Source organism: Streptomyces sp. YGL11-2 (assembly GCF_050054615.1).
GTDB lineage: Bacteria > Actinomycetota > Actinomycetes > Streptomycetales > Streptomycetaceae > Streptomyces.
Genome location: NZ_JBNHIN010000014.1, coordinates 78,232 through 95,174, shown reverse-complemented (window position 1 = coordinate 95,174; position 16,943 = coordinate 78,232). Strand labels below are relative to the sequence as shown.

Sequence of the window (16,943 nt, the reverse complement as noted above, 5' to 3'; positions counted from 1 at the left end):
TCCCCCCCCCCCCCCCTGCGCAGCGGCCTCAGCTCGGGCGCGGCGCGACCCAGTACGACGGCGGTAACGGCAACGAGCAACAGCAGGCTCGGCTCGGGGGCGGAGAGCCAGTCGAGCAGCGTACGGTCACTCGCCCCGGCCAGCGACAGCAGTACGAACATCCCCAGCCGCAGGGCGAGATAGCCGGCGGTCACCGCACCGACAGCCCACCGCAGACCGCGGAAGTCGACCGTGGCGCCTGCCCAGCGGCAGCAGGCGGCGCCCAGCGCCCCGAGCGCCAGGACCAGCACGAGGTAGGCAACGCCGTTGAAGAGCGAACTCGTCGCCCAGGCCGCCCAGGCGGCCACGTCCAGCTGTCCCGCTGTTCCCCCGGGCAGCTTGCTCACTGCTTCGGAGCGGTAGAGATCCCAGAACTGCCACATCAGAACGGGCAACAGCACGACGCAAGCCATCAGTCCGCCGAGCTGCGCCCACCGGGCGAGCGTGACGCCCCGTGGAGTCTCGGGGGTGGCGGGGTCGGAAGGATGCGCGGAGGACGCCGGTGATGCGGTCGATGGGGCAGCCTCGGCCGGAAAAGCCGAAGCTGTCATTCCGGAGGAGGACGCGTTCGCGGAGACTGTTGAGGACGTTTCCCACGGGGACGTGTGCATCAGGTACTCACCCAGGTCTCGATCGTCGCGGCGATGAGGAGCAGAAAGAGCGACATCCCCAGGAGTCCGAAGGAGTCGCTGAGCACGTGCTGGAGCTTCGGTCGAGCCTTTTTCCTGCCGACCAGCCAGCTGGTGACTGCGATCAGCGGTACCAGGCCCGCGCCAACGGCTATACCGATGGAGGGGAGTTCCAGCCATGCGTGCGGCAGGACGTGCCGGGCCAGGTCGCCCCACCCGGCGAGCGCCGTGGCCTGGCCGAGCCCCAGCCCGGTCAGGAGCCCGGACACCAGGCTGAAGGCGATCGTGGCCAGGCCAAACGTAAGGACACCGGCGAAGGCCAGCAGCGCGACACCCGCGTTCGTGCTGAGGATCGACCACCACAGGTGACCTCCGGCGTGTGCGGCGCGCTGCTCGACGCCGAGGTCGAGCCGGTCGCCCAGGGCGAAGCCGACCGCGATGGGCCCCAGCCACAGCAGATTGCCGAGGAGGACCGCGGTCCGCTGGCGACGCAGCAGACGTGCGCACCCGCCCAGGAACCGGAGCCAGAGTGGGGATCCGTCCGAGGTCCGGTGTGCGGCGTGTTGTTCGGGGATTTCAAGGGCTGCCATGGAGCTTCCCGGCGAGTACGACCGGGGCCCCCGCGCGGCGGTTACGCGACGCAGCGGCCCCGGAATCGGCGTTACTTGACGATGGCCTGCTTGCCGACGGCCTTGCGCAGCAGGGTGAGGCCGAGGCCGCCGACGGCGGTGGCGCCACCGAAGATGGACAGCGCGGTGGCGACGTCCATACCAGCCATGATCGCGGTCGCCGCGCCGGTGGCCTGCGCCGATGTGAAACCGAAGAACGCGGTGAGGACGGCGGGGGCGGCGACGCCCAGGAACAGCAGGGCGCTGCCGGCGACGGCGATGCTCGCGCCGGCAACCGCCGCGCGACTGAAGGACTTCTTCATGACATACCTCCCAGGACCGGGTGTGCCGGTCCTGCGGTCAGGGGACGTGTTTATGCTGGAAAACCCATGGCCATGGGTGTCGGTCCCGCCTTGCTTTCCTCAAGGCGGGACCGGCGTGGTTCGGGCCGAACCCCTGAAATGCTGCCAAGCCGGGACGCCCCCGTACATCCGCCGACCGTCTGTTCTCAGACCCCGCCGACCGGCGGGGTCCCTCCGGTCGGCGCCGGCAGAGCCGCCCGCACCGAGAAGCCGCCGTCGGCCGTCGGCCTCGCCTCCAGCCACCCTCCGAGGGCTTCGGCCCGTTCCCGCAGCCCTATCAGCCCGAACCCGGACGAAGGCAGCGGCCGGCTCTCCTCGCCGTACGCGGCGGCGCCCGTCCCCACCGCGCTCCGGGGACCGTTTCGCACCTCGACGAGCAGTGCCTCACTCCCGGCGCTCTCTCGCAACGCCACCGTGACACAGGCCCCCGTCGCGTGCTTACGCGCGTTGGTCACCGCCTCCTGAACGATGCGGTACGCGGCCTGCTCCACCCGCTTCGGCCAACGACGTGCAGGCACCGCGGCCTCGTACCGTACGTGATCCCCGCTCACCCGCAGCAGTGCGGGCAGCTCCGCCAACCCAGGCCCATCCACCGCCATTTCAACCGTTCCTTCATGGGTGCCCGCGCGACCGGGAGCCTCCCCGCTTCGCAGCACACTCACCATCGCCCGCAGCTCATGGAGGGTGCGGCGGCTCAGCTCCCCGATCGTCGAAGCCGTCTCTCGCGACGCGTCTGTCTGTGCCGTGCTCCGCAGGGCCCCCGCCTGCACGGCGATCAGGCTGATGTTGTGGGCGACCACATCGTGCATTTCCCGGGCGAGACGTGCCCGCTCCTCCGCCACCGCCGAACGGGCGAGCAGCTTCCGTTCCCGCTCCCGGCTGCGCATCAACTCATCGATATGTTCGGCCAGTTCGCGTCGCATACGGGCTAGCGCCCCGACCGCTGTGGGCCCCAGCGCCAGCAGCGCCGACGAGATCACGGCGCGCAGCCCGTCCTCGTAGGACCACACCTCGGTCTGCATCGGACGCCACGGCACCAGAGCCACCGCGAACAGCAGTCCCGCACAGGCCCCGATCACGGCCCGGCGGCGCACTCCGAAGGCGACATGGCACATCGCGATCATCGGTGCCAGCAGCAGCCCCGTCATGGCGGCAGGCAAGGTCAGCAGCAGCACCGGTACCGGCCAGTAGCGCCACACCACGAGCAGCAGGGCGGTGACGATGTACAGCACCAGCTCCACTGGTCCGATCAGGCTCCACACCGCGGGGATCTCCACGGCGGCCAGTGCCACCGTCCCGGCATCGGCCGCGAGACGTGAACGCTTCATCACACACTGACGGGGGCTGGACTGCCCGGTATCACCGCGTGCCGATGGGCGTACACCGCTGCCTGAATGCGGTTGACGAGCCCGAGCTTCGTCAGAATCGCGCTGACGTGATCCTTGGCCGTCGAGGAACTGATCAGCAGTCGCCTCCCGATCTCCGCATTGGACAGGCCCTCAGCGAGCAGTGCGAGCACATCCCGCTCGCGCTCGGTCAGCCCGCCTGCGGCCTCCCCGCCGCCTGCATCGCGGTGTCCTGCCTTCTGCGGCGCCCTCGCCACCGAGCTGAGGAAACCGTGCCGAACCGTATCGGCGGCCGTCGGCGACAACACGGTTCCGCCCGCCGCCAGCAGTCGAACGGCATGGGTCAGCTCCTGCGGCGCGGTGTCCTTGAGAAGAAAACCCGCCGCTCCGCCCCGCAGAGCGGCCGCGATGTCCTCACCTGCGGAGAACGTCGTCAGCATGGCCACCACAGGGGGATCGACCTGCCCCCGCAGGCCGGCAAGCACGGACAGCCCGTCGACTCGCGGCATCCGGATGTCGAGCAGAACCACATCAGGGCGATGCTGCTCGGCGGCGGCCACCGCCTCCCACCCCTCGCAAGTGACCGGCACCTCGATGTCCGGCTCCGCTCGCAAGATGTGCTGCATCCCCGTCCGCAGCAGCGGTTCGTCGTCGACAACCATGACGCGAATCACGAACTATCCCCCTCGGATCGCTTGGTGGGTAAATATACTAAGCATTCCTTTAGTTCGTTCCGGTCGGCGAAGTGGCCCGGTGCGCTCCTGGGTGTCTCATCCGGGCGCGTTGCGAAAGTGCTGGTCGCGCTGTCAGTGGCCGGGCGGGAGGGTGTTAGCGTCCGGGCACATGAACGACAGCGTGTACGTGGGCAACGCCGGCAGGGATGCGGCTCTGGACCGGGGCTGGCTGCTCGGACACTTCAAGGACGCGGGCGATCCTCGCCACAGTGATGCCATAGAGATCAAGTGGGGCACTCACCCGCGGGGCGACACACGGGCGCAGTGGGTGCGTGGCGAGCAGCGCACAGCCCTCCTGGTCCTCATCAGCGGCCGCTTCCGCGTCGAACTTCCCGGCCGCAGCGTTCTGCTGGCGCGCCAGGGCGACTACGTCGTATGGGGCCAGGGCGTGGACCATTCCTGGGTCGCGGAGGAGGAATCGGTGGTGCTGACCGTGCGGTGGCCGTCCGTCCCCGGATACGCAGTACCTCGGGAAGGGGGGCGGGCCGCCTAAGGGCCCGCCCCAGTCCTTGACTTCGGCAAAGTTGATCTGGGGCCCCTTGCATTCGGCGATCACGGGGTTGGTCGGACTTGCCGCCGGAGTGGGTTCGTCGGTTGGCGCGGCGGTGGGCTCATCGTCGTGTGCAACCGGGCCGGCAGTGAACAGGAAGGCGCCGGAAGAGACAACAGCCAGCAGGGCTCTGGTCACGCGCTGAGGTATCAAGGGTTGTGCTCGGGAGTGGTGTCAAGGTTGTGCAGACGGGTTCCGTCTTGGCCGTACACATTGAGGACGTAGCCCTGATCGAGGCGGACGCCTTCCCGGGCCAGGAAGGACGCCAGTGGCAGTTGGCGCATGATGCTGCTGGGCAGACCTCGGTGTCGGCCGCAGGGGCTGACGAGTCGGCGACCTCCCGGCACAGCGTTTCGTAGCTGAGCTGGTAGCGGTGCTTGAGATGCAGCAGCCGCAGCAGCGTCGCGACCACGGTCCGGACGGGCCGGGCCACGGCGGCCGTGCCGGTCGGGCAGGTCAGGCCGCGAGCGCCGTCAGGTCCCCGCGGGTGCCCGCGCGGACGGCTTGGTCGTAGCGGCGTAGGAGGAGCCGGGCCAGTTCGGGGGCGGGGCCGAGGACCGGGGCGAGGATGTCGGCGCGGGCTTCGCGGGCGCCGGCGGCGATGCGGTCCGGGAGGAAGCCGGGGGCGATGACGTAGGGGGCGACGGCGACTCGCTGGGCGCCTTCGGCTCGCAGGGCTCGTACGGCGTCGGCCGTACGGGGAAGGGAGGCGGAGGCGAACGCAGGTCGCACGGCGCACCATTGGGCGGTGCGCTGCCACTCCCGCGCGGTTTGAGCGATCACTGCGATCGCCTCCGGGTCTGAGGAGCCCGCAGAGGCCAGGACGATCCCGGTCGAGCGGTGGTCACCGGGCCGCAGCCCGGCTTCCTCCAGCCGGCGCTCCAGGGCGCCGGTCAGGAGGAGGGAGGGGCCGAGCACATCGGCCTGGTGGACGGTGAGTTGGGGCAGTCGTGCGGCGGCCTCCCGCAGCACCGCGGGGATGTCGGACTTCGCGTGAAAGGCGCGGGTGAGGAGGAGCGGCAGCGCCACCACGTTCCGTACTCCCTCGGCCGAGAGGCGCTCCAGCACCCGGGGCACCCGGGGCGCGTTGAAGTCGAGGTAGCCGACCTCGACGCGCAGTCCCGGGCGCAGCTTCCGGACCCGCGCGCGGAGCGCGGTGACGGTCGCCGCGTGCCGCGGGTCGCGGCTGCCGTGGGCGATGACGAGGAGAGTGGGACGCTGGTTCATGGTGTCAGCTCTTCACGAGGAGTCCGCGGCTGCGCAGCACCCGGCGCTCGATCGGGGCGAAGATGAGCAGTTCGATGCCGATGCCGACGATGAGGATCAGCAGGATCGCGGCCAGCACCCAGGACATGTCCTGGAGTTCGCGGCCCTGTTCCAGGAGTTGGCCCAGACCGGTGCCCAGGTCGGGTGCGTTGACGATGAGTTCGGCGGCCATCAGGGAGCGCCAGGAGAACGCCCAGCCCTGCTTCAGGCCGGCGAGGTAGCCGGGCAGCGCGGCCGGGAGCAGCACATGGCGGACGCCGGTGAGGCCCGTCGCGCCGATGGTGCGGCCGGCCCGCAGGTAGAGAGGGGGGATCTGGTCGACGCCGGAGACCAGGCCGTTGGCGATGGAGGGGACGGCGCCGAGCAGCACGACCGCGTAGATGGTGGCGTCGCTCAGTCCGAACCAGATGATCGCCGCGGGGACCCAGGCCACCGACGGGAGGGACTGCAGTCCGCTCAGGATCGGCCCGATCGCGGCGCGTACGGGCTTGACCCGGGCGACGATCAGCCCGAGCAGCGTACCGATGGCGACCGAGGCGACGAAGCCGAGGGCGCCGCGGGAGACGCTGGTCCACACGAAGCTGAGGAGGGTGCCTTCGAGCCACTTCTGTTGCAGTGAGCGGTAGACGTCGAGCGGGCTTGGGAGGAGGTAGTGCGGCTTGAGCTGGAAGTGGTAGGCGAGTTGCCACAGCGCGAGCACGATCGCCACGGCGACGAGGGGAGGGAACGCCTTGGAGACGGCGGTGCGCAGCCATGGCTGCCGTGAGACGACCGCGGAGTCCAGGGCGTCGAGCCCGGCCTCCAGACCGGCGAGGTCGCCGGCGGCGGATCCGGTTTTGGTGTGGGGTGCGCCGGTGGCGGATGTGTCGGCCGGTGGCCCGGCGGGGGCCGTGGCCGGTGCGTCCGCGGCGGGAGCGGCCGGCGCGCCGGTGGCGCCGTCCGTGGCGCCGTCCGTGGCGTGGTCGGTGGCGTGGTCGGTGGCCGCGTCGGCCGATGGGTCGGCGGGGTCCTCGCCGGGTGCCCCGGGGGCGGACTGGCTGGTGGTCTCAGTGCTGGCCATGGCGGCGGATCTCCCCACGGAGCTGTTCGGTGATCTCGATGGAAAGGTCGGCGACGGCGGAGTCCTCGATGCGGCGGGGCTGGGGGATGTCCACCTGCCACTCGCGGGCGACGCGGCCGGGGCGGGAGGACAGCAGCACGACCCGCTCGGCGAGTCGTACGGCCTCGCGGACGTTGTGGGTGACGAAGAGGACCGACAGGTTCGTCTCCTGCCAGATCCGGGTCAGTTCGTCGTGCAGCACGTCGCGGGTGATGGCGTCGAGTGCGGCGAACGGCTCGTCCATCAGGAGCAGTTGGCTGTCCTGGGCGAGGGCCCGGGCCATCGCGACGCGTTGGCGCATGCCGCCCGACAGCTCGTGGACGCGCTTGCCGTACGCGCCCTTGAGGCGGACGAGTTCCAGCAGTCGTTCGGCCTCGGTGCGCCGTTCGGCGCGCGGTACCCCGCGCAGTCGCAGCGCGAGTTCGATGTTGCGGCCCGCGGTGAGCCAGGGGAACAGCGCGTGTTCCTGGAACATCAGCGCGGGCCGGCCGCCGGGCGTCTCGATGCTGCCGGCGGACGGCTGGTCCAGACCCGCCACGAGACCGAGGAGGGTGGACTTGCCGCAGCCCGAGGCCCCCAGGAGGCAGACGAATTCGCCGGGGGCGACGTCGATGTTGATGTCGTCCAGTACGTGCTGCTGCGCGCCGGGGCGGCCGAACGACTTCGAGACGTGGTGGATGCGAGCGGCGTACGGACCGGTGGATCCGGTGTCCGCCGCGGCGGGCTTGGTGAGCGTGCTGGTCGTCATCGGTGTCACCTCCTGGGGGACTGCGGTGCCGGGGTGGGGGTCAGTTGCTGCCGAGGCCGGCGTCGTCGACCGGCGGCTTCCCCTCGGCCTTGAGCACCTTGTTCAGCAGGGTGAGGTCGTAGATGCCCTTGAGGTCGGGCTTCTTCAGCAGGCCCGCCTGGACGGCGTGGTCCGCCTCTTCCTGGAGGGTGGCGGCCAGCGGGTCGTCGGTGACGTCGACGTTCTGGAACGCCGGGTCGATGACGTCGGTGGGCAGCGCCTTGCCGGAGATCTGCGGGTCGGCGAGCTTGGCGTTGAGTGCCTTGACCGCCTCGGTGGGGTGCGACCGGATCCAGGTGTTGGTCGCCACCGAGCCGCGCAGCACCGCCTCGACGGCCTTGGGGTGCTCCTTGAGGAACTTCTGCGAGACGATCACGTTGGTGATGACGAACTTGCCGTCCTTCCACAGCTTCTTCTCGTCGAGCAGCGACTTGCCGCCCGCGGCGACGAGTTTGGACGCGGTGGGCTCGGGGACCCAGGCGGCGTCGATGGTGCCCTGGGTGAAGGCGGTCGGGGTCACCTTGTTGTCGATGCGCTGGACGGTGACGTCGCCCTTGCCGCTGGTGGCGTCGACCTTGTAGCCCTTCTGGGCGAGGAAGTTGAGCAGCGCGACGTCCTGGGTGTTGCCCAGCTGCGGGGTGGCGATCGTCTTGCCCTTGAGATCGTCCAGGCTCTTGATCTTCTTGGGGTTGACGATCAGCGAGACACCGCCGGAGGCCGAACCGGCGATGATCTTCAGGCTCTTGCCGTGCGACTTGACGTAGCCGTTGATCGCGGGGGAGGGGCCGATCCAGCCGATGTCGATGGCGCCGGAGTTGAGCGCCTCGATCTCGGCCGGGCCCGCGTTGAAGACCGCGGACTTGATCGCCGTGCCGCCCAGCGCCTTTTGGAACTGGCCCGTCTGGAGGCCGATCAGCGGGGTGGCGTGGGTGGTGTTGCCGAAGAAGCCGATCTTGACCTGGTCCAGTCCGTCCACCTTGGGGCCCTTGGGGGCGATGGTGGCGGCGGTGTCCTTCGGGGCCTGGGAGCCGTAGCCGCAGGCGCCCAGCGCGCCTACGAGGAGCGGGACGGTGGCGGTGGCCGCCAGCAGGCGGCGTCGAACGGCAGACACGGGAGGCGTTCCTCTCGGAGGGCCGGGGCGGTGTGCGCCCCTCTAAGGCGCGCCCGGCGAGACGATGGATCTTCGGAAGGGAGGTGTGGGGGATGCGGAGTGGAGCATCGTCAGCACGCACATCGGCCGACTCCGCCCTGTCCGCTTCCGAGGGCGCCGCTGCCTACGCGGCCGCCTTCCTTCGCGAAGGTCGAGAACATGTCCTGGAGCATGGTCAGAAGTCCCACCCCTCGTCGTCCGCCGCGGCGGCCGGTGCGGACGGCGCGCCCGTCTCCGCGAAGGCGGTGCCGGCCATGCCGGCGGCCAGCGTCGTACCGTCCGCCGGGTCGATCAGCAGGAAGGAGCCGGTGCGCCGGGAGTTGGCGTAGGCGTCCAGCGCCAGCGGTTCGGCGGTGCGCACCACGATCCGCCCGATGTCGTTGGCGGCGAGTTCGTCGGGCGCCGGGTGCTGGGAGAGATCGTCCAGCGTCAGCCGGGACGGGATCTCCTTGACGATCGCCTTGACCGTGCGGGTGGTGTGCTTGAGCAGCACCCGCTGGCCGACGGTCAGCGGCCGGTCGGCGACATGGCAGACGGTGGCCTCGACGTCCTGCGAGACCGACGGGGCCGCCGCGGTCGGGGCGATCAGGTCGCCGCGCGAGATGTCCAGGTCGTCGGCCAGCCGGACGGTCACCGACTGCGGCGCCCAGGCGGTGTCCACGGCGTGGCCGAGCGCGTCGATGCCCTCGACGGTGCTCGTCCGGCCGGAGGGCAGCACGGTGACGGCGTCGCCGACGCGCAGCACACCGGAGGCGATCTGGCCCGCGTAGCCGCGGTAGTCGGGGTGCTCGGCGGTCTGCGGGCGGATGACGTACTGGACCGGGAAGCGGGCCGGGTCGTCCGAGGGGTCGGCGCCGACCGGCACGGTCTCCAGGTGCTCCAGCACGGTGGGGCCGCCGTACCAGTCCATGTTTGCCGACGGCGTCACGACGTTGTCGCCGGCCAGCGCGGAGATCGGGATGGCGGTGATCTCCGGGACGCCCAGCGACGCCGCGTAGGTGGTGAACTCCTCGGCGATGGCGGCGAAGACGCGCTCTTCGTAGCCGGCGAGGTCCATCTTGTTGACGGCCAGGACGACGTGCGGGACCCGCAGCAGGGCGGCGACCGCGGCGTGCCGGCGGGTCTGCTCGACCACGCCGTTGCGGGCGTCGACCAGCACGACGGCCAGTTCGGCGGTCGAGGCGCCGGTCACCATGTTGCGGGTGTACTGCACGTGCCCGGGGGTGTCGGCGAGGATGAACCGCCGGCGGGGGGTGGCGAAGTAGCGGTAGGCGACGTCGATGGTGATGCCCTGCTCGCGCTCGGCGCGCAGGCCGTCGGTCAGCAGCGCCAGGTCGGGCGTCTCCTGCCCGCGGTTGCGGGAGGCGTGCTCGACGGCCTCCAACTGGTCGGCGAGCACCGACTTGGAGTCGTGCAGCAGCCGGCCGACCAGGGTCGACTTGCCGTCGTCCACGGAGCCGGCGGTGGCGAAGCGCAGCAGCGAGGTGGCACCGGCGTCCACGGTCCGGTCCGCGTCAACGGCGTTGGTCGTGCTCATTAGAAGTACCCCTCGCGCTTGCGGTCCTCCATGGCGGCCTCCGACAGCTTGTCGTCGGCTCGGGTCGCGCCTCTCTCGGTGAGGCGCGAGGCGGCGATCTCCGCGATGACCGCTTCGATGGTGTCGGCGTCGGAGTCGACGGCACCGGTGCAGGACATGTCGCCGACGGTGCGGTATCGCACCTGCCGCAGCTCCAGGCGCTCGCCGTCCTTGGGGCCGCCCCAGTCACCGGGCGCCAGCCACATGCCGGCGCGGGCGAAGACCTCGCGCTCGTGGGCGTAGTAGATGGCGGGCAGTTCGATCTTCTCGCGGGCGATGTACTGCCAGACGTCCAGCTCGGTCCAGTTGGACAGCGGGAAGACCCGGACGTGCTCGCCGGGCGAGTGGCGGCCGTTGTAGAGCTGCCACAGCTCGGGGCGCTGCCGGCGCGGGTCCCAGCCGCCGAACTCGTCGCGCAGCGAGAAGACCCGCTCCTTGGCGCGCGCCTTCTCCTCGTCCCGGCGGCCGCCGCCGAAGACCGCGTCGAAGCGGTTCTTCTCGATGGCGTCCAGCAGGGGCACGGTCTGCAGCGGGTTGCGGGTGCCGTCCGGGCGCTCGCGGAGTTCACCGCGGTCGATGAAGTCCTGTACGGAGGCGACGTGCAGCCGCAGGCCGTGGCGCTCGACGGTGCGGTCCCGGTAGTCGATGACCTCGGGGAAGTTGTGCCCGGTGTCGACGTGCAGCAGCGAGAACGGCACCGGTGCCGGCGCGAACGCCTTCAGCGCCAGGTGCAGCATGAGGATGGAGTCCTTGCCGCCGGAGAAGAGGATCACCGGCCGCTCGAACTCGCCCGCCACCTCGCGGAAGATGTGGACCGCCTCGGACTCCAGGGCGTCGAGGTGCGACAGCGCGAACGGGTTGTCGGCGCCCTCGGCGTCCGCGGTCACGGAAGCCACCGTGGTCATGCCAGTCCCCTCTCGGTGAGCAGCGTGTGCAGCGCCGCCGCGGACTCCTGCACGGTCTGGGTGTGCGACGCGATCCGCAGGTCGGGTGACTCGGGAGCCTCGTACGGGTCGTCGACGCCGGTCAGGCCGGAGATCTCACCGGCCGCCTGCTTGGCGTAGAGCCCCTTCACATCGCGCTCGGAGCAGACCTCGACCGGGGTGGCCACATGCACCTCCAGGTACGCGGTCCCCTTGTTCTGGTGTCGCTTGCGCACGGCCTCGCGGCTGTCCGCGTACGGCGCGATCACCGGCACCAGGGCCTTGACGCCGTTGCTGGCCAGTAGTTCGGCGACGAAGCCGATGCGCTGGACGTTGGTGTGCCGGTCCTCGCGGGTGAATCCGAGGCCCGCGGAGAGGAACTCGCGGATCTCGTCGCCGTCGAGCACCTCGACGCGGTGGCCCTCGCCGCGCAGCCGGCCGGCCAGCTCGCGCGCGATGGTCGTCTTGCCCGCGCTCGGCAGACCGGTCAGCCAGATCGTGGCGCCCGTCATCTGTGTCTCCAAAAACTCCGCCATCAGTGCAGTCCGCACTCGGTCTTGTTGCTGCCGGCCCAGCGCCCGGCCCGCGCGTCCTCGCCCGCCAGCACCCGCCGGGTGCAGGGGGCGCAGCCGACGGAGGCGTAGCCGTCCGTCAGCAGCGGGTTGGTGAGCACACCGTGCTCGGCGACGTACGCGTCCACGTCCGCCTGCGTCCAGCGGGCGATCGGGGAGACCTTCACCTTCCGCCGCCGGGCGTCCCAGCCGACGACCGGGGTGTTCGCCCGGGTCGGCGACTCGTCCCGGCGCAGCCCGGTCGCCCAGGCGTCGTAGCCGGTCAGGCCCTCTTCCAGGGGCTTGACCTTGCGCAGCGCGCAGCACAGGTCGGGGTCGCGGTCGTGCAGCTTCGGCCCGTGCTCGGCGTCCTGCTCGGCCACGGTCTGACGGGGCGTCAGGGTGATGACGTTGACGTCCATCACCGCCGCCACCGCGTCCCGGGTGCCGATGGTCTCCGGGAAGTGGTAGCCGGTGTCCAGGAACACCACGTCCACGCCGGGAAAGGCACGCGAGGCCAGGTGCGCGACGACGGCGTCCTCCATCGAGGAGGTGACGCAGAAGCGCGGCCCGAAGGTCTCGGCGGCCCACCGGAGGATCTCCAGGGCGGGCGCGTCCTCCAGGTCGCGGCCCGCCTCTTCGGCGAGCCGCTGAAGGTCGGTTGCGGTGGTCACGGGCTACCTCCGTCGGAAGCGGCAGGGGCGGAGCCGGTGGCTCCGGGGGCCAGCAGGCCCAGGAACTTCAGCCGGAACGCCCGGCTGCAGGACCGGCATTCCCAGGCTGCGCCCTCTCCGCGGGAGGTCCCTTTGCCTTCCGAAGGCCGCAGGTCCTCGTCGCCGCAGTACGGGCAGTGGAACGGGGCGGCACGCTCGCTCACGATGTCTCCCGCTGGGTCTCGGCGCGTTCGCTCACTTCAGCGCACCCTCTTCGGCACGCGCCGCCCAGGTGGCGAACCGCTCGCCCTCGGCGCGCTGTTCCTGGAAGGTGCGCAGCAACCGCTCGATGTAGTCCGGCAGTTCGTCGGCGGTCACCTTCAGGCCGCGGACCTTGCGGCCGAAGCCGGGCTCCAGGCCCAGCGCGCCGCCCAGGTGCACCTGGTAGCCCTCGACCTGGTTGCCGTCGCCGTCCAGCACCAGCTGGCCCTTGAGGCCGATGTCCGCGACCTGGATGCGGGCGCAGGCGTTCGGGCAGCCGTTGAGGTTGATGGTCAGCGGCTCGTCGAACTCCGGGAGGCGGCGCTCCAGTTCGTCGATCAGGGACGCGCCGCGGCCCTTGGTCTCCACGATGGCCAGCTTGCAGAACTCGATGCCGGTGCAGGCCATCGTGCCGCGGCGGAACGGCGAGGGCCTGACCTGGAAGTCCAGCGCCTCCAGTCCGGCGACCAGCGGGTCGACCTGGTCCTCGGTCACATCGAGGATGATCATCTTCTGCTCGACGGTGGTACGCAGCCGGTCGGAGCCGTGCGCCGCGGCCAGTTTGGCGATCTTGGTCAGGGTGGTGCCGTCCACCCGGCCGACGCGCGGTGCGAAGCCCACGTAGAAGCGGCCGTCCTGCTGCCGGTGCACGCCGATGTGGTCCCGCCACTTCTGCGCGGGCTCCTCGGGCGCCGGGCCGTCGATCAGCTTGCGCTGCAGGTACTCGTCCTCCAGCACCCGGCGGAACTTCTCCGGGCCCCAGTCGGCCATCAGGAACTTCAGGCGGGCGCGGGTGCGCAGCCGCCGGTAGCCGTAGTCGCGGAAGATCCCCACCACGCCGGCCCAGACGTCGGCGACCTCGTCCAGCGGCACCCAGGTGCCCAGCCGCTGCGCGAGCTTGGGGTTGGTGGACAGCCCGCCGCCGACCCACAGGTCGAAGCCCGGTCCGTGCTCGGGGTGCACCACGCCCACGAAGGCCACGTCGTTGATCTCGTGGACCACGTCCTGGACGGGCGAGCCGGAGATCGCGGTCTTGAACTTGCGCGGCAGGTTGGAGAATTCCTTGCTGCCGATGTACCGCTCGTGGATCTCGTCCACGGCGGGGGTGCCGTCGATGATCTCGTCCGCGGCGATCCCGGCGACCGGGGAGCCGATGATCACGCGCGGGCAGTCGCCGCACGCCTCGGTCGTGGACAGCCCCACGGACTCCAGCTTCTCCCAGATGGCGGGCACGTCCTCGATGCGGACCCAGTGCAGCTGGATGTTCTGCCGGTCGGTGATGTCCGCGGTGCCGCGCGCGTACTGCTCGGAGACCTCGCCGATGGCGCGCAGCTGCGGCACGGTGAGCCGGCCGCCGTCGATGCGCACCCGCAGCATGAAGTACTTGTCGTCCAGCTCCTCCGGCTCCAGGATCGCGGTCTTGCCGCCGTCGATCCCGGGCTTGCGCTGGGTGTAGAGGCCCCACCAGCGCATCCGGCCCCGCAGGTCGTTGGGGTCGATCGAGTCGAAGCCGGACTTGGCGTAGATCGTCTCAATGCGTGTCCGCACATTGAGACCGTCATCGTCCTTCTTGAACTGCTCGTTGCCGTTGAGTGGCGTGAAGTGACCAACGGCCCACTGGCCCTCGCCGCGGTGGCGTCCGGCCTTGCGGCGGGTCGTGGCGGAGGGGAGATCCGGGTTGGCGGCCATGGGTGTACGTCCTTCTGGGCGGCTCAAAGGGGGGCGGACGGGTGCGGCGTACCCCCCGGCGACCTGTGCGGACACACCGAAGTGCGGCGCGTGGGCACGCGTCGGCGGTGAGCTGCTGGTCGGGCGGGTGCGCGCGTCCGCGACGATGGGGACGGCGTGGAGCGGTGGTGCCGAGTGCTGTCCGGATACGGAGGGGTCAGGGCCCCTGATCGTGCAGCGTCAGCCTGCCCGACAAATGGCGCTGGACATGCGGCCGAGGTCGACGTGCCGCCGACTCACCAAGGCAATTCCAGCTCTGGACATGACGGAAGCGTGGCACGCCGTTCTCCGGCCAGTCCACCGTTATCCAAGATATGGACACAGGTGTCCCGAATCGCGAGATGGTGTGGTCTCGGTCACTTTCCGGCGGGCGACAGCGGTCCGGCATCCGGCCAGGGGCCCGGCATCGCGACCTCGGGCTCCTCGGTCACCTCCGTCGCGTACACCCGGAAACCGCGCCGCTCGTAATTGGCCCGCGCGTGCGGCCCGTCGTCGCTGCAGGTGTGCAGCCACACCCGCTTCGTCTCCGGCCGCTGCGGCCACCGTTCGGCCAGGTCCCAGGCGCGCGCCGTCCCGTGGGCGAGCAGATGCCCGCCGATCCGCCGGCCCCGGAACGCCGGCAGCAGCCCGAAGTAGGCGATCTCCACCGCCCCCTCCGGCTGCGGGTCCAGCTCGATGAAGCCGGCGGGCGTACCGCGCTCGTACGCCACCCAGGTCTCCGCGCCCGGCCGTGCGAGGTGCTCGGCCCACCGGGCGTACGGCCACGCCAGCCGGTCGGTCCACAGGATGTCGCCGCCGACCGCCGTATAGAGGAAGCGGCTGAATTCCGGCGACGGTACCTCGGAGCGGACTATTCGCACACCCTGGTCGGCGGGCGGCTCCGCGGCGGGTGCGAGATCGGCCGGCGAGGTCTGTTCGAGGTGCCAGGTGGTGACGCGGTGGCTCATGGGGCCAGCACATCACACCGCCGGCGGCGGGTCGCGCCCCGCGGCGCAGCCGGCCCGCGGCCCCGCCGCGCCGGGCCGCCCGGACCCGTCCCGGGCCGTCGCCACATCACGGAACACCGCGTCCATGTGGTGGGACGCGGGCGCCGTCCGCCGCGAAGCCGCCGCCCCGGCGGGCCGCCAGTACCGCGGGCGCCGTGGAGTGCGGCAGCAGCTCCAGGGGCCGGGGCGGCAGCCGCAGCTCCACCTCCACCCCGTCCGCGAAGCGGTACGGCCGGTGGGCCAGCACCCCCGCCAGATGACGGCGCAGCCGGGACAGCTCGGCGCGCACCGTCACCGTACGGCCCCCGTCGCCGAACAGGTCCCGGGCCAGCTCGGCGGCGCTGCGTCCGCGCGGGTGCGCGGCGAGCAGGAACAGCAGCTCGGCATGGCGCGGGGACAGCGCGTGCGACCAGCTGCCGGCCGGTCCCGCGACGGTGACCGCCGGGCCGTCGCGCCCGCCGACGTCCAGCACCACCCGGTGCGGCCGCGGCGTCGGCTCCGGCCGGCCGAGCCGGATCAGCCAGCCGCCGGGCAGCGGCTCCAGGGTGCACATCCCGTACCGCGGCAGCCACAGCGGCCCGGCCACCGGCGTCTTCGGCAGCGCCACCCGGTCCGGCGGCGTCATCCCGGTCACCGCCGCCGTCCAGCCGTTGGGGTCGACGGCCAGCGCCCGTCCGCCGATCCGCGCCAGCACCGGTGCCGCGCTCGACCGCAGCCGCTCCAGCGACGCGTGGTGGCGGGTGCGCAGCTCGCCCTCCGCGAGCCGGGCGACCGCGGAGACCAGCGAGAGCGTCGTGGGATGGAAGGAGTGGGCCGGGCCGCTGATGTCGACGGTGCCCAGCAGCCGCCCGTCGCGCGGGTCGTGCAGCGGCGCCGCGGCGCAGGTCCAGCTGTGGTGGCTGCGCAGGAAGTGCTCGGCGGAGTGCACCAGCACCGGGCTGCGGGCCACCAGCGCAGTGCCGATGGCGTTCGTGCCGACGACCCCCTCCGTCCAGTCGGCGCCTTTGTCGAAGCCCAGCCGGTCGGCCATCCGCCGGATCGGCGCACTGCCCTCCCGCCACAGCAGCCGGCCCTCGGCGTCGGTGACCACCATGATCTGCTGCGCGGCGTCCGCGGTCGGCAGCAGCCCGCCGCTGAGCACCGGCAGTATCGACGCCAGCTGCGAGTGCTGCCGCCGGTGCTCCAACTCCGCCACGGACAGCGGCTGCTGGGCGCGCACCCGGTCCGGGTCCACGCCCGAGCCGAGCACCCGGCGCCAGGACTCGCCGATGACCGCACGGGGCGCGTCGCGCGCCGCGTCCGACGGCAGCTCGCCGGCGAGCGCAGCCTCGTGGACCGTGGCGAGCCGCCGGGCCGTCTCCCGGATGTCCTGGGCCGACCGGACGGCGCTCTCGACCGGTCTGTCGTGCGACCGCTCGGCCGTCCGCGCACCGGTGCTGTCGATGGGTCTGTCGCTCACGCCGCTCCCCGCTGTGCCTGTCACCCGGTGTGCCCATCGTGCCGTCACCGGCCGTCCGGAGAAGGGGCATTGTGAAGATCCGCTGCAACGGGGTGCAACCGTTGTGGCCTATGACGCCCAGCGGGGAACCTGGTGACCGCGGCCGATGGCGACCCTCTCCCACGCCCTCAGGGCGGGGGCGACCCGCCGCCGGAGGATTCGCCGGTCACCCGTCGGAGAACCCGCCGGCTGCCCGC

20 protein-coding genes are annotated in these 16,943 nt (G+C 71.5%); 1 reads left to right on the top strand and 19 read right to left on the bottom strand.

Going from position 1 to position 16,943, the window contains the following annotated elements:
* From ACO1BR_RS18170 to ACO1BR_RS18150, 5 genes are all read right to left on the bottom strand, one after another.
* Nucleotides 1-440: hypothetical protein (locus ACO1BR_RS18170; RefSeq protein WP_426796103.1), on the bottom strand; the 440-nt coding region annotated here is incomplete at its 3' end.
* Between the two features lie 209 nt (nt 441-649).
* Entirely contained in the window at nt 650-1,258 is a 609-nt protein-coding gene (locus tag ACO1BR_RS18165) for a stage II sporulation protein M (RefSeq protein ID WP_426796102.1), read from the bottom strand.
* A 71-nt stretch (nt 1,259-1,329) separates the two neighbouring features.
* On the bottom strand, nt 1,330-1,599 hold the full coding sequence (locus tag ACO1BR_RS18160; protein ID WP_426796101.1) for a hypothetical protein: 270 nt from the start codon (nt 1,597-1,599) through the stop codon (nt 1,330-1,332).
* A 185-nt stretch (nt 1,600-1,784) separates the two neighbouring features.
* Entirely contained in the window at nt 1,785-2,966 is a 1,182-nt protein-coding gene (locus ACO1BR_RS18155) for a sensor histidine kinase (RefSeq protein WP_426796100.1), read from the bottom strand.
* Entirely contained in the window at nt 2,966-3,658 is a 693-nt protein-coding gene (locus ACO1BR_RS18150) for a response regulator (protein WP_426796099.1), read from the bottom strand. Before ACO1BR_RS18150 ends, ACO1BR_RS18155 begins: the two co-directional genes overlap by 1 nt.
* A 169-nt stretch (nt 3,659-3,827) precedes the next feature.
* Here ACO1BR_RS18150 and ACO1BR_RS18145 point away from each other — a divergent pair, with 169 nt between their 5' ends.
* Nucleotides 3,828-4,211, top strand: coding sequence for a signal peptidase I (locus ACO1BR_RS18145; RefSeq protein WP_426796098.1), 384 nt, complete (start codon nt 3,828-3,830; stop codon nt 4,209-4,211).
* A 206-nt stretch (nt 4,212-4,417) separates the two neighbouring features.
* On the opposite strand, the gene ACO1BR_RS18140 is transcribed toward ACO1BR_RS18145, so the two are convergent.
* The 14 genes from ACO1BR_RS18140 to ACO1BR_RS18075 all read right to left on the bottom strand — a co-directional run bounded on the left by ACO1BR_RS18140 (nt 4,418) and on the right by ACO1BR_RS18075 (nt 16,707).
* A complete protein-coding gene (locus ACO1BR_RS18140; protein ID WP_426796180.1) occupies nt 4,418-4,552 on the bottom strand; it encodes a hypothetical protein in 135 nt (44 codons plus the stop codon).
* 172 nt (nt 4,553-4,724) lie between these two features.
* The gene (locus ACO1BR_RS18135) at nt 4,725-5,495 is read right to left on the bottom strand and encodes a sirohydrochlorin chelatase (RefSeq protein WP_426796097.1); all 771 of its coding nucleotides are present in this window, start codon (nt 5,493-5,495) and stop codon (nt 4,725-4,727) included.
* Between the two features lie 4 nt (nt 5,496-5,499).
* On the bottom strand, nt 5,500-6,594 hold the full coding sequence (locus ACO1BR_RS18130; protein WP_426796096.1) for an ABC transporter permease: 1,095 nt from the start codon (nt 6,592-6,594) through the stop codon (nt 5,500-5,502).
* The gene (locus ACO1BR_RS18125) at nt 6,581-7,381 is read right to left on the bottom strand and encodes an ABC transporter ATP-binding protein (RefSeq protein WP_426796095.1); all 801 of its coding nucleotides are present in this window, start codon (nt 7,379-7,381) and stop codon (nt 6,581-6,583) included. Before ACO1BR_RS18125 ends, ACO1BR_RS18130 begins: the two co-directional genes overlap by 14 nt.
* Before the next feature lie 40 nt (nt 7,382-7,421).
* The gene (locus ACO1BR_RS18120; protein ID WP_426796094.1) at nt 7,422-8,531 is read right to left on the bottom strand and encodes an aliphatic sulfonate ABC transporter substrate-binding protein; all 1,110 of its coding nucleotides are present in this window, start codon (nt 8,529-8,531) and stop codon (nt 7,422-7,424) included.
* 214 nt (nt 8,532-8,745) lie between these two features.
* Nucleotides 8,746-10,107 carry a sulfate adenylyltransferase subunit 1 gene (locus ACO1BR_RS18115; RefSeq protein ID WP_426796093.1) on the bottom strand — a complete coding sequence of 454 codons (1,362 nt, stop codon included), beginning with the start codon at nt 10,105-10,107 and terminating at the stop codon, nt 8,746-8,748.
* Nucleotides 10,107-11,051, bottom strand: coding sequence for a sulfate adenylyltransferase subunit CysD (cysD, locus tag ACO1BR_RS18110; protein WP_426796092.1), 945 nt, complete (start codon nt 11,049-11,051; stop codon nt 10,107-10,109). Before cysD ends, ACO1BR_RS18115 begins: the two co-directional genes overlap by 1 nt.
* Nucleotides 11,048-11,581, bottom strand: coding sequence for an adenylyl-sulfate kinase (gene cysC / locus ACO1BR_RS18105; RefSeq protein WP_426796091.1), 534 nt, complete (start codon nt 11,579-11,581; stop codon nt 11,048-11,050). Before cysC ends, cysD begins: the two co-directional genes overlap by 4 nt.
* Nucleotides 11,582-11,604: 23 nt before the next feature.
* Nucleotides 11,605-12,294, bottom strand: a complete 690-nt coding sequence (locus ACO1BR_RS18100) for a phosphoadenylyl-sulfate reductase (protein ID WP_426796090.1) — start codon at nt 12,292-12,294, stop codon at nt 11,605-11,607.
* Nucleotides 12,291-12,497 carry a hypothetical protein gene (locus tag ACO1BR_RS18095; protein ID WP_426796089.1) on the bottom strand — a complete coding sequence of 69 codons (207 nt, stop codon included), beginning with the start codon at nt 12,495-12,497 and terminating at the stop codon, nt 12,291-12,293. Before ACO1BR_RS18095 ends, ACO1BR_RS18100 begins: the two co-directional genes overlap by 4 nt.
* A gap of 31 nt (nt 12,498-12,528) precedes the next feature.
* Nucleotides 12,529-14,223, bottom strand: coding sequence for a nitrite/sulfite reductase (locus ACO1BR_RS18090; RefSeq protein WP_426796088.1), 1,695 nt, complete (start codon nt 14,221-14,223; stop codon nt 12,529-12,531).
* Nucleotides 14,224-14,442: 219 nt separating this feature from the next.
* On the bottom strand, nt 14,443-14,526 hold the full coding sequence (locus ACO1BR_RS18085) for a putative leader peptide (protein ID WP_350257049.1): 84 nt from the start codon (nt 14,524-14,526) through the stop codon (nt 14,443-14,445).
* Between the two features lie 92 nt (nt 14,527-14,618).
* Complete coding sequence (locus ACO1BR_RS18080) at nt 14,619-15,209, bottom strand: GNAT family N-acetyltransferase (protein WP_426796087.1); 591 nt, start codon at nt 15,207-15,209, stop codon at nt 14,619-14,621.
* 106 nt (nt 15,210-15,315) lie between these two features.
* Nucleotides 15,316-16,707, bottom strand: a complete 1,392-nt coding sequence (locus ACO1BR_RS18075) for a GAF domain-containing protein (RefSeq protein ID WP_426796086.1) — start codon at nt 16,705-16,707, stop codon at nt 15,316-15,318.
* Nucleotides 16,708-16,943: the final 236 nt, after the last annotated feature.